Here is a 12,082-nt window from a genome sequence, read left to right on the forward strand (position 1 = left end):
CCCCTCCTGGAGTGGGATCAATGGAACGGGTGACAAGAGCCTGAGCCTGATGGGTGTTGGCAGCGTCAATCAGGGATTCGGACATGGGAGGGGCTAACCTGGAGGCGAGACAGTAAGAAAAACCTTTCTGACTATTCTGCAACAATTAGCAACAAATGGTTGGACAGGGGCTATTCTCCTTCGACGAGCTGACGATATTCATCGGCAGAGAGGGTCTCTTCCACATCGAGGTCATGCAGCCGCACCTTCAGCAGCCAGCCTTCACCGTAGGGGTCTTCCGCCAACTGCTCGGGGGCCTCGATCATTGCCAGGTTGCGTTCAATCACGGTGCCCACCACAGGAGATTTCAGATCCTCGACGGCTTTGACCGATTCCACCGTGCCAAAGGATTCCCCTTTGACCATGGCATCCCCAATTTCTGGCAACTCCAGGAACACAATGTCGCCCAACTGATCAACGGCAAAGGCACTGATCCCAATCGTGGCAATTTCTCCTTCTAGGCGGACATATTCGTGGCTGTCCAGATATTTCAAGTCGTCGGGATATTCCAGGGTCATGTCAGTTCCTCATCCGATAAATCATATCCAGCAGGACTGCTTGCCATTATTCCCGAAATCCGGGTTGGGTTTTGCACGGGATGGGAGAAATTTCCTGAGGTGGATCAATGGCAACTTCACAACAAAATAATTCTTCTAGAGGCGCTAGGCTGGTTTTGAGGCCAAGCCACTAGGAGCACCCCTAATGCAGGACAATTCTAAACCAACCCTGACCCGTGAGCTCAAGACCCATGCTCAGATTCTGGGGGGCTGTGTGGCGGTCTTTTGGGGGCTGGAAGTGGTGGATACAGTGCTACGGGGAAGTTTAGATCGCTTTGGGATTGTTCCCCGATCGCTGACAGGACTCAGGGGGATCTTATTTGCCCCCTTCCTGCATCTGGGTTTTTCCCATGTGATTGCCAACACCATCCCGTTTTTGATCTTGGGTTGGCTGGTGATGCTCCGCCGCCGCAGTGACTTCTGGATCGTGAGTCTGGTCACCATGGTGGTCAGTGGTTTGGGGGTGTGGCTAACAGCCCCCGCGGGGAGTGTGACCGTTGGAGCGAGTGGCTTGATTTTTGGGTATTTGGGATTTTTGCTGCTGCGGGGATACTTTGAGCGCAGTTGGAGCGCCCTCTTTTTGGCGGTGGTGGTCGGTGTGGTCTATGGTGGCCTGATCTGGGGAGTTTTACCGGGGCAACCGGGAATTTCCTGGCAGGGGCATTTGTTTGGTTTTATTGGCGGGGCGATCGCGGCTTGGTTGTTATCTCAATCCCCCGAAGATGTCTCACCTGACTAAATACAAGTATTTGCCAATTGTGTGACAGCTCCTTGGATAGGGTATTTCAGGGTATACAACAGATGAACCAGATGAGTGGATAAAAAATCCCTCCGGGAGTTCTTATATCCTTCCCCCTTGCACATGCCTCAATCAGCACTCAGAACTTGAAGCAGCAGACAGGAGTGCACGTCAATGAGCCAGGGTGAGGTTCTATACGCTTGTAAAGCGTGATACCTTGTTATATCGATGGTTTGGGTTATTAATTGGTTGCCATCCATTGAGCTAGAATGCTGGCGCTGAATCGTTTTTTCCTTTTGCGGAGGTTAGGTGAGTATGTTTGAACTTGAGGCATTGTTACTGGGAATTGAGCCCTTGACCGCATTAGCAGTTGGGGTTGGTGCCCTGGCACTGGCTCCCTTGGTCGGTGTAGTTGGCTCCTGGGTAGAGCAATCTTCCCTGGCACCCAATATCGAAGAGTCGGTGAGTTCTGTGAAGGAATCGGCTAGAGATGCTGCAAAGAACGGTTTAATCTTTGTCTTCGATGCCTTTGACAAAACCCAAGGATTCTTCGCAGAAGTTGGGGAATCCTTCCAAGATTTAATCGCGGAAGCCAAGAGCGATCTGGCTGCCTCGAAGTATGACTCTGAGGAATCTTCCCTACGGCAAATCTCCATCGTCAGCGAATAGTTCTGTCCAAGTTGACAATCTGGATTGGGGATGTCAAGCGCTTCTCGACTGCTTAAAATGGAGTTAGCAGCGAGGGCGCTTGTTCTGTCTTACAGCAAGATCTCTTCTAGCCATAGCAATATTTTTAGGATCAGGGTCACCATGACGAGCAAACAGTCGGGTTGGGTGATGGGCTTCTCTGTCAGCTTGGCATTGATGCTACCGGGTAGTCTCCTCCCAGCGACCGGAGCTTCAGCTCAGAGCTATGGGGGCGGATCCTCCCCTGTGATTGTCAGCCCCACAGTCGGTCGGCGGACGGTGATTGTCAACCCTGCCTACTATCCCAGCTATCCTAGTTCCACGTTGATTATTAACCCCAGCAGGCAGAGGGCAACTGTGATTGTCAACCCTAGCCAAACAGGAACCGTGATTGTCAACCCAGCGAAGCGAGGGCAAACGGTGATTGTTGCCCCCAGCCTTAGTCCCTCTCGCTGCGGCACCTCCATCATCGGTAGCCCGATCCCTGCCCCCGTCCCTGTGGATTTGTACACTGGTCGACAGTGCTAGGAAAAGATATCCAGTTGTTCCGTTGGCGGTTCCAGGGGGGCTGGCATTCCCTTACCAGATTGGCCATCCGGTGCGATCGCCGTTGTTTTGCGTAAACCGACGGCGATTTTGCTATGCTTCTCAATTTGGTGCATCACCTGCCGCGCCCGTTGAATCACGGAGGCAGGGAGTCCGGCCAAGCGTCCGGCTTCAATCCCATAGGAGCGATCTGCTCCCCCCAGGTTGCACCCGATGTAAAAACACAATTTGATCGGATAGTTCTTTCACCGTCACCTGGTAATTGGCGATATTGGGCAGGAGTGATGCCAATTCATTTAGCTCGTGGTAGTGGGTCGCGAAAATAGTGCGCGCCTGAATGTCCATGGCAAGATACTCTGCCACCGACCAAGCGATCGCCAGACCATCAAAGGTTGCTGTCCCCCGACCAATTTCATCCAGCAGTACCAGGGAATCGGGGGGTGGCATGGTTGAGGATGTTGGCAGTTTCATTCATTTCAACCATGAAGGTGGATTGCCCGGTTGCCAAGTCATCCACCGCGCCCACCCGCGTAAAAATGCGATCGCAGATCCCCAGGGTGGCGGTCTGGGCGGGTACGAAACTTCCAACCTGAGCCAGTAGTTGAATTAAGCCCACCTGCCGCAGATAACAGCTTTTACCGCTGGCATTGGGGCCCGTAAGGATAATCAGATCGGGCGCGGCGGCGGTTTCCGTGGTGCCTAAGGAGGTGGAATTGGGGACAAAAAAACCCGCTGGCAGAGATTGTTCCACCACCGGATGCCGCCCTTCGACAATGGCAATCCGCCGCCCCTCCACCATTTCGGGGCGACAATACCCTTGATAGACTGCCACTTCCGCCAGTCCACACAACACATCGACAGCGGCCACCGCCCTGGCAACTTTTCGGATTGGCTCCGCCATTGCCCCCACATCGGCTCGGAGTTGGGAAAAAATCTCGTACTCCAATTGGTATAAATCTTCATTGGCACTAAAGATCCGAGCTTCCCGCTCTTTGAGTTCTGGGGTAATGTAGCGCTCTTCGTTTGTCAGGGTTTGTTTGCGAGTATAGTCCTCGGGGGCTTGCTCACTTTTAGCACGGGAAATACTGATGTAGTAGCCAAAGGCTTTGTTGTAGCCAACTTTTAAGGTGTTAATCCCGGTGCGTTGCCGTTCGCTGGTCTCCAGGTTGGCAATCCATTGCTTGTCAGCTTCCACCTGTTGATGCAGCTGATCCAATTGGGGCTGTACCCCCGAGCGAATCAGGTTGCCTTCGGTCAGGAGTAAAGGGGGATTCTCGACCAAATGCGATCGCAGATGCTGGCCGAGCTGTTCCAGGAGTGGTGGCACGGTTTGCAGCGCCCGCAGATAGGGGGAGCGGGTTTCAGCCACCAACACAGCCAAATCTGGCAACCGCAAGAGGGAATCGGCCAGGGCGACTAAATCGCGAGCATTGGCTGTGCCAGAGCCAGCTCGTCCCGCCAAGCGTTCAAGATCATAGATCTGGCGAAGATATTGCTGCAAGGCTTGCCGTAACACTCCCTCCGTGATCAATTCCTCAATGGTGTCCTGTCGAGCACCAATGCCTTTGCGATCAAGGAGGGGTTGTAATAGCCAGCGCCGCAAGGCTCGTCCGCCCATGGCCGTCACAGTTTTATCCAGTGCCCAGAGTAGCGAACCATGAAAGCTGCCGTCCCGCACTGTTTGGGTGATCTCTAGGTTGCGCCGGGTTTTGGTGATCTAGGATCAGATAATCGGTGAGGGTATAGGTGCGAGGGGGCAATAGGGGGGACTGGCTCCCCCGCTGCGTATCCTGAACGTATTCCAGCAGTCCCCCCGCAGCTCTCACTGCCAAGGGTAGGTGTTCACAACCCATCCCTTCCAGCGATCGCACCCGAAACTGTTGGAGTAATTGCTGCCGTGCCTCTACCTGCATAAACGGCACTTGGCGTCGAAGTGTGTAGCAAAGCTGGGGTGGCAGACAGCTCGGTAAGTGTTCGGACGGCTCGCCCGAACGCAGCAACCCAACGACATCGGGAGCGGCGGTAGGGACTAATATCTCCGATGGTTGCAACCGTAACAATTCCTGGGTGAGCTGCTCCAGTCCCGTGGATTGGGTGGTGAGAAATTCCCCCGTGGAAACATCGGCATAGGCCAATCCCCAATGGTTGCCAGCAATCACCACCGCTGCCAGAAAATTATTGCGGCGGGCATGGAGCATCCCCTCTGCCAGCACCGTGCCAGGGGTCAGCACCCGCGTCACTTCCCGCTTGACCAACCCCTGGGCAACCGCAGGGTCTTCAACTTGATCACAGATGGCAACGGCATACCCTCGCTCCACCAGCAGCATACAGTAGCGATCGAGGGCATGGTGGGGAATGCCAGCCAAAGGCACTCGCCCAACTTCCTTGCCCGCATCCTTGGCGGTGAGTACCAGCTCTAACTCCCTGGCAATGGTGAGGGCATCCTGGAAGAACGTTTCAAAAAAGTCCCCGACTCGGTAGAGCAACAATGCCTGGGGATACTGATCCTTCATTTCCACGTAGTGCCGGATCATGGGGGTGAGATCCTCCCGATTCACCGCCCGGTGATCGGCATACCGCACCGTATGTTTCACCAACCGTTCGGGCAGGTTATGGGTAGGATCTGGATCGCCAGGAACTGTCATTGCTAGCAAGAACTCAAACTCAATGATTGCCACGCCGTGGGCAATGTTCCATTATAGGCGCCCCACTTCGGTTCATCCCTACGATCAGGTTGGCACTCTGTGCAACCCAAACCTGCCCGGCACCTGAACCCAATCATTGTCCATTGATACCAAGTACGAAGATGGTCATCCTAAAGTAGATGCCGATACTGTGGGTGCGATCGCAACTGTTGCAGCACCTGTTTAATATCCTGGGTTTGCTGCTTATCAGCGATCAAGGTAACATTGCCGTCCCGGACAATCACCAAATTTTCTACCCCCAAGGTCACGATCAATTCATCGGGATCTGTATTGTAGAGAATGCTGCCCTGGGTGTTCAATCCCCAATGCTGAGCCTGTTCAATATTACCCTCATGGGCTGGCAATAACCGCTCTAAGGCATTCCAATCCCCCAGATCATCCCAGGAGAAACTGACCGGCACCACACAGGCCTGCTGTGTTTTTTCCATCAGTGCATAGTCAATACTGGTTTTAGGCACTTGAGGATAGGCAGCAACACCGGAACGTTGCAGCGGTTCCAGGATTTCGGGGGCGTGGGCCTGTAATTCTGCCAAAGCCACCCCAGCTCGGAATATAAAAATACCGCTATTCCAGCTAAAGCGACCACTGGCAAGAAACCCTGCCGCTGTTTCCCGGTTTGGTTTTTCTGTGAACCGCTGCACCCGATACGCCGGTCTCCCTGGTAACTGGGTCTCCAGCAACTCCCCCTGTTCAATGTAGCCATACCCTGTGGCCGGATAGCCAGGTTGTATTCCCAGGGTAACAATCACAGGCTGGGTGGCTGCTAAGCTAGCCGCGTCCCTCAGGGTTTCCTGAAATTGGGACGGTTCCCCAATCCAGTGATCGGCGGGGAAAAATCCCACAACGGCATCTTCCCCCCCGTGGTGGGTGACTTCCAGTGTTGCCCAGGCAACCGCTGGCGCGGTATCCCGTCCCTCTGGTTCCACAAGCATTTGCGCCATTGGTAACTCTGGTAACTGCGCCTGCACAGCGGCGGCTAAATGACTGGCTGTAATCACCCAGACTCCTGACCAGCCTCCCGCCAGATCTAACAATCGGTTCGCAGTTGCTTGCAACAGGGTTTGACCACTGCCATCGAGACAAAGAAACTGCTTGGGGCGATGTTGGCGACTGAGGGGCCAGAACCGTTCACCTTTACCGCCCGCCAAAATCACCGGAATCAGAGAGTATGCCATGAATCGTCAACGTGGGTAGAAGATGGGACTATCTTTCTATTTTCCCTACTTGTGCTTCCTGAAACCTGGCTATAATCGAGCCGAGTGAACTATTTTCAAACTGTTGGTTAACGAAACAAGTGACGAAGCGCCCCCTGGCAACCCGTGCTTGCGTGCTGGCAACAGTTGCTACGAGTAAGGTGGGAGTGGGAGTGATAGTTTCTAAAAGTGCTTCAAAGCCTAAAAAGTCCGCAGGTGCTAATCGAGTTGCGGGTCGTTCTGATCGGGATGACGGGGCAGCAGCTCCCCGTTGCCAACCCCAGCCGACCCCTGCCGTCGGGTCTGCATTGCCTCAATCGTCTCCGTTGCGTTGGCTAGGTCAGGGAGTTGCCTTCGTTTTCACCGCCACCCTGGCTGCGGCAGTGGGAGCAGGGGTAATGATGGTGGCTCCGCTCTCCGCTTGGCTGCCCAACTCAACTCCAGAGAGTCGGGGCGGGCTAGCTGACCTGTTGCATAACAGTTTTCAATATCGGCTCACCCGGCCAGTGAATATTTTAGTCATGGGCATTGACCGGGTACCGGGAGCCCCTGACAATTCACCAGAGATTTTTTCCGGTCGCAGTGACACGATGCTATTGCTGCGGCTCGATCCTGGGCAGAAAGCAGTGAGTCTGCTGTCGATTCCACGGGATACTCGGGTGGAAGTTCCCGGAGTCGGGTTTACCAAGATTAATGATGCTAATGTCACTGGAGGCCCCGCCCTGGCAGCCCATGTGGTTAGCCAGAACTTGAATCAGACTCCCATCGATCGCTACGTCCGAGTGAGCACCGAGGCCTTTCGAGAACTGGTGGATCAAGTGGGGGGGGTTCAGGTGTTTGTCCCCTTTGCCATGACCTATGTGGATCATACCCAACACTTAAATATCAATCTGGGTCAGGGTTGGCAGTTGTTGAATGGCGATCAAGCTGAACAATTTGCCCGTTTTCGTCATGATGGCTACGGCGACATTGGGCGGGTACAACGGCAACAAGCCCTGCTGAAAGCCCTCCGCCAGCGGCTCACCGATCCGACGGTGCTGCCCCGCTTGCCGGGGGTGATTCAGGTAATGCAGAAGTATATCGACACGAACCTGAGCCTGGAAGAGATTCTCACCCTGGTGCAGTTTGGCATGAATCTGGAACCCAGCCATATCAAGATGGTAATGCTGCCGGGTCAATTCAGTACGCCGGATCAATATGCCGCGAGCTATTGGCTCCTCAACCCCATTGGGCGCGATCGCGTCCTGCGGGAATATTTCCAAACGCCTACCTCCAGTCCGACAACGGAAGCCACTGATTCTGAGTCAGCCCCTAGCACCCTGAACATTGCGATTCAGAATGCCTCAAGTCAACCTGGGTTGGGACGAAGACTGGCTCAATATCTACAGGCTAAAGGTTTCTACCATGTGTACGTGGTGGAAGATTGGCCGGAACCCCTGAATCAGACCCAGATCATTGTCCAACAGGGGGATATCACCGGAGCCAATGCCCTGCAAAAGTTCCTGGGCTTGGGGCAGATTGAGGCTGCTTCCACAGGGGATATCGAATCCGATCTGACAATTCGGGTGGGGAATGATTGGGTCACCCCAAGCACCGTCTCTCCATGAATGTCCTGGATTTGGCGTTCTTACCGGCTCTTGAACAGGCACGCCTGATTCGCCAACGGGAAATTTCCCCTCTAGAACTCCTCCAGGTCTACCTCACCCGGATTGAACGGCTGGATGGTCAACTGGGTAGCTTCTTTACGGTTACCCCTGAGCAGGCGATCGCCACGGCCCATCAGCAGACCGAGAGCCTCCCCCGCCAGACCCCCTGCCACCCTCCCCCCCGTTGTTTGGTGTCCCCACAGCCATTAAGGATCTCAATGCTGTCGCTGGGGTGCGATGTACCTATGGCAGTCCGGTGCTGCACCATCGCATTGCTACGGATGATGACGGTGTGGTGACTCGGATTAAGGCTGCGGGTCTGGTGATTTTGGGTAAAACAGCAACTTCAGAATTTGGCTCCCTTCCTTACACGGAACCCCAGGGCTTTCCACCCGCGCGCAACCCCTGGCATTTAGACTACACACCGGGAGGCTCTAGTGGTGGGGCGGCGGCGGCGGTGGCCGCCGGACTCTGCGCGATCGCCCAGGGATCAGACGGGGGAGGCTCGATTCGCGGTCCCGCTTTCTGTTGTGGACTGGTGGGGTTGAAACCCTCTCGAGGACGGGTTTCCTTCGCGCCTGTGGGAGACTTTCAGAACGGAATTGCCACCCACGGAGTCCTAGCCCGCACCGTTGCCGATGCAGCGGCTCTCTTAGACGTGATGGCAGGGTATATCACAGGAGACCCCTACTGGTTACCCGACCCGAATCCCTCATTTTTAACCGTTGCTCAGCAGGGACTCCCCCGATGCCAATCCCTGCGGATTGCCGTGACAACCGAAATTCCTGGGGTGGGAACCGCTGACCCTGCTTGCCAGCAGGCGGTTCTCAAGACCGTAGAGCTTTTAGAGGCGTTGGGGCACCAGGTAGAACCCGATTGTCCCGTAGTTACCGACTTAACAGAACCTTTTACGGTGATCTGGCGAGCGGGTGTGGCCGCCACAGGCATTCCCCCCCGACCTCTTAAGCCCCATGAATCGCTGGCTCATGGAGGGAGCGGCCAGTAGTGGCGATTACCTGCGGGCTGTTACCCTGATGCAACAAATTGCCCGCCGCATCGTTGCCTTTTTTGCCACCTATGATGTGCTGCTACTGCCGACCTACCTCCATCCCCCAATTCGGGTCGGAGCCTGGGCCAATCTCTCTCCCGCCGCCACTCTAGAACAGATCATTCGCTGGATTGCTCCCTGCCCCCCGTTTAATGCCAGTGGTCAACCCGCGATCGCCCTCCCCGCAGGCTTCACGGCTCAGGGGCTGCCTGTGGGCATTCAACTGGTGGGTCGTCCGGCAGCAGAAGCAACGCTGATTGCACTGGCAACGCAGATTGAAGCTGCACAGCCCTGGAGCCATCTCCGACCGGACTTCGCCGTCATCAAGGGTTGACGTCCTCGGCTTTGGAAGATTTATTCCGCAGATTTTTAGCTTTGACCTGTAGTTGTTGAAAATAATCTGTCTCAGTAATTTCTGCAACTTGGCGTGCCTTTTTGGATTGATCAATCTCAATTCGTAATTCTTGGATTTGTTGCTTCAGGCGTTTTTCCCGTTGGTAAATCTCTTTGGCCATGCGTTGAAACACGCGAGCTAACTGCCCTAGGGCATCCGAGCGCGCTGCTACATCGGTGAGGCTTTCGGGCTGATAGTTGTCTTTCTCAACGTCAACGGCAGCATTTGTTACCTTGTCCACTTGCTCAATGTATTGCGCTTGGCGGATATTTTCTGCCTTGAGTTGCGCCTCAGCTTCCTGACGTTTGAGTCCATCCATGTAAGCTTTCGAGTGGTAGCGAATGCGGGCAATTAGCTCCCGGCTATCGGGTAATTTCACCAAATAATCATTGGCACCCAGTTCAAAGGCTTTGGCTTTGATCACCGGATCTTCCTTCGTGGACAACACAATCAAGGGAACATCGCGGGTGAGGGAATTCTTGGTTCGGAGAAACTTGACTAGCAACAGGCCATCAATTTCGGGCATGACCAAATCCTGCAAAATCACCGTTGGGTGACAGTCCGTTGCCATCTTTAACGCCTGGGTGGGATTGTTGCAATAGTGAAAAGCAATTTCCGTTTCCGATGCCAGCATCCGGCGTACGGCTTCACCGATCATCGGTTGATCATCAATTAGGAGCACAATGATGGGATCTGCCATGGTGAGGTTGGGGGGATAGTTGAGGGTTAAGAGAGGGAACCTGGAGCAAGCAGCTCCATTACCCCCCGATTAAATCCATGACGGCCGTGACTAATGAGTTGTCGTGAAGACTGCTTTTTGTCAAATAGTAATTTGCCCCTGCTTCCAGGCCTCGGATGCGATCTTGCTCCCGATCTTTGTAGGAGACAATGATTACGGGAATCGGTTCATATTTGGGATGGCTCTTGATGTTGTTGACGAGTTCAATGCCATTCATGCGGGGCATGTCAATGTCACTCAGTACAAGGTCATAGGTATTGGAGCAGACTGCGTGCCATCCTTCCATCCCATCCACTGCAACATCAACCAGGTAGCCCTGATTTTGTAGCATTTTACGCACCATCTCCCGCACGGTGATCGAATCGTCTACGACGAGAACGCGCTTGCGGCGATCGCTGAGGACTGCCTCCGGAGCACTGCTGACTCGGCTTAGGGGTCGGCCATTGAGTAAGTTATTGGTAGACCGAATTAGATCAGATACATCCAAAATCAAAATTGGCGAACCATTCCCCATCAATGCGGAGGCGCTAATGTCTTGGACTTTCCCCAGCATTGGATTCAGGGGACGCACCACTAGATCATGTTCCCCCAAAACACGATCAACCCACAGCCCGTAATGTTCCGATTGATCACTGATTACGACCACTGGAAATATATTTCCCGGTGGTGGAATTTCGGTTAACTCCAATACCTGGGCAGCGGAGATCAGACCAATATTCTGTTTGTCTCGGAGGAAATATTGGCGGTTTTCTACCGAATGAATTTCGTGGCGATCGAGCATGACAATTTGCTCAATCCGCGCTAATGGAAAGGCATAGGATTCACTCGAGATTTCGACTAACAGGGTTCGCACCACCGACAGGGTTAGGGGCAGTTGAAAGTTAAACGTAGTTCCCCTACCCATTTGGGTATGGGCGCGGACCATGCCGCTGACTTCCGTCGCCATGCTTTGGGCAATGTCGAGTCCCACACCCCGCCCCGAAATTTCTGTCACCTCCTGGGTCGTGGAAAATCCAGGGAGAAAGAGAAATTCCAGCAGTTCACTATCGCTCATTTGGGCGGCCATTACTGGAGTGGTCAGGTTCTTGCTGACAATTTTCTGCCGCAGCCAATCCATATTGATGCCTTTGCCATCATCTGCGACGGAAATCGACAACAATCCCCCCCGATGAAAGGCTTCGAGGCGGATGGTGCCTTCGGCAGGTTTGCCAGCGGCAATCCGTTCATCAGGCATCTCAATGCCGTGGTCTAAGGCATTCCGTAAAATATGGGTCAGTGGGGCCTCTAGCTTGGTGAGAATATCCCGATCCACCGGGGTGGCTTTGCCAATAATCTCTAGTTTGGCTTGCTTTCCCAATCGACGTGCCATATCGCGTACCATACGAGGGAAATTTTGTACCCCATCTTCAAACGGGCGCATGTGGGAGGCAATGACTTCGCGGTACAGGCGATCGCTGAGATTCCCCGTGCGGCGAGCAAAGAGTTCTAATTCACCGAGACGATCGCTGAGGATCTCTCGGCATTCTCGATCTTTGGCACGGACGACTTTCAGAGCCTCTGCTTCCTCGCTGGAGGGGTTTGCCCGTAAATCTTGATAGGCTTCCAGAGCTTGCGAGAGTGCCAGTTGCTGTTTGCGGAGCAGCAGCAGGGAATCGGCAAACGGCTGCAACCAGTTGGCTTCGATCAGAGATTCCCCCGGCGAGTCCCATGATCCGGTTGAGATTTTCGGCGCTGACTCGCACGACTCGGCTTTGGGTTGCGACCACCTCTGGCCTTAAGGTTTGTATCT

The 12,082-nt window shown here is 54.2% G+C and carries 6 protein-coding genes and 4 pseudogenes; 5 read left to right on the forward strand and 5 right to left on the reverse strand.

The window, feature by feature from the left end; all coding sequences use genetic code 11:
- Nucleotides 1–170: 170 nt before the first annotated feature.
- Nucleotides 171–557 (reverse strand): glycine cleavage system protein GcvH, encoded by a 387-nt coding sequence (gcvH, locus tag DO97_RS06500; RefSeq protein ID WP_036531893.1) that lies wholly within the window; start codon nucleotides 555–557, stop codon nucleotides 171–173.
- Nucleotides 558–741: 184 nt separating this feature from the next.
- Here gcvH and DO97_RS06505 point away from each other — a divergent pair, with 184 nt between their 5' ends.
- From DO97_RS06505 to DO97_RS06515, 3 genes are all read left to right on the forward strand, one after another.
- The gene (locus tag DO97_RS06505) at nucleotides 742–1,335 is read left to right on the forward strand and encodes a rhomboid family intramembrane serine protease (RefSeq protein WP_036531894.1); all 594 of its coding nucleotides are present in this window, start codon (nucleotides 742–744) and stop codon (nucleotides 1,333–1,335) included.
- Between the two features lie 315 nt (nucleotides 1,336–1,650).
- On the forward strand, nucleotides 1,651–2,004 hold the full coding sequence (locus tag DO97_RS06510) for a hypothetical protein (protein ID WP_036531896.1): 354 nt from the start codon (nucleotides 1,651–1,653) through the stop codon (nucleotides 2,002–2,004).
- Nucleotides 2,005–2,145: 141 nt separating this feature from the next.
- On the forward strand, nucleotides 2,146–2,550 hold the full coding sequence (locus tag DO97_RS06515; RefSeq protein WP_036531898.1) for a hypothetical protein: 405 nt from the start codon (nucleotides 2,146–2,148) through the stop codon (nucleotides 2,548–2,550).
- Here DO97_RS06515 and mutS read toward each other — a convergent pair.
- Both mutS and DO97_RS06525 read right to left on the reverse strand, forming a co-directional pair.
- A pseudogene (mutS, locus tag DO97_RS30845) lies at nucleotides 2,547–5,213 on the reverse strand (DNA mismatch repair protein MutS). The gene DO97_RS06515 and the pseudogene mutS overlap by 4 nt on opposite strands.
- 170 nt (nucleotides 5,214–5,383) lie before the next feature.
- Nucleotides 5,384–6,448 carry a mannose-1-phosphate guanylyltransferase gene (locus tag DO97_RS06525; RefSeq protein ID WP_036531900.1) on the reverse strand — a complete coding sequence of 355 codons (1,065 nt, stop codon included), beginning with the start codon at nucleotides 6,446–6,448 and terminating at the stop codon, nucleotides 5,384–5,386.
- Between the two features lie 179 nt (nucleotides 6,449–6,627).
- Here DO97_RS06525 and DO97_RS06530 point away from each other — a divergent pair, with 179 nt between their 5' ends.
- Nucleotides 6,628–8,073 carry an LCP family protein gene (locus DO97_RS06530; RefSeq protein WP_072016383.1) on the forward strand — a complete coding sequence of 482 codons (1,446 nt, stop codon included), beginning with the start codon at nucleotides 6,628–6,630 and terminating at the stop codon, nucleotides 8,071–8,073.
- Nucleotides 8,070–9,494 (forward strand): annotated as a pseudogene (locus DO97_RS30850) (amidase). The gene DO97_RS06530 and the pseudogene DO97_RS30850 overlap by 4 nt, the downstream one beginning before the upstream one ends.
- Nucleotides 9,495–9,831: 337 nt before the next feature.
- Here DO97_RS30850 and DO97_RS30855 read toward each other — a convergent pair.
- Nucleotides 9,832–10,254, reverse strand: a pseudogene (locus DO97_RS30855) (response regulator); the annotation flags it as partial.
- Between the two features lie 58 nt (nucleotides 10,255–10,312).
- A pseudogene (locus DO97_RS06545) lies at nucleotides 10,313–12,082 on the reverse strand (hybrid sensor histidine kinase/response regulator); the annotation flags it as partial.

It is taken from the genome of Neosynechococcus sphagnicola sy1, from assembly GCF_000775285.1.
Classification (GTDB): Bacteria; Cyanobacteriota; Cyanobacteriia; order Neosynechococcales; family Neosynechococcaceae; genus Neosynechococcus; species Neosynechococcus sphagnicola.

Excerpts from the sequence above, each read along its gene's own strand:
- gcvH (WP_036531893.1), bottom strand. The coding sequence starts at position 557 with ATGACCCTGGAATATCCCGACGACTTGAAATATCTGGACAGCCACGAA.
- DO97_RS06515 (WP_036531898.1), top strand. The coding sequence starts at position 2,146 with ATGACGAGCAAACAGTCGGGTTGGGTGATGGGCTTCTCTGTCAGCTTG.
- DO97_RS06505 (WP_036531894.1), top strand. The coding sequence starts at position 742 with ATGCAGGACAATTCTAAACCAACCCTGACCCGTGAGCTCAAGACCCAT.
- DO97_RS06510 (WP_036531896.1), top strand. The coding sequence starts at position 1,651 with ATGTTTGAACTTGAGGCATTGTTACTGGGAATTGAGCCCTTGACCGCA.
- DO97_RS06525 (WP_036531900.1), bottom strand. The coding sequence starts at position 6,448 with ATGGCATACTCTCTGATTCCGGTGATTTTGGCGGGCGGTAAAGGTGAA.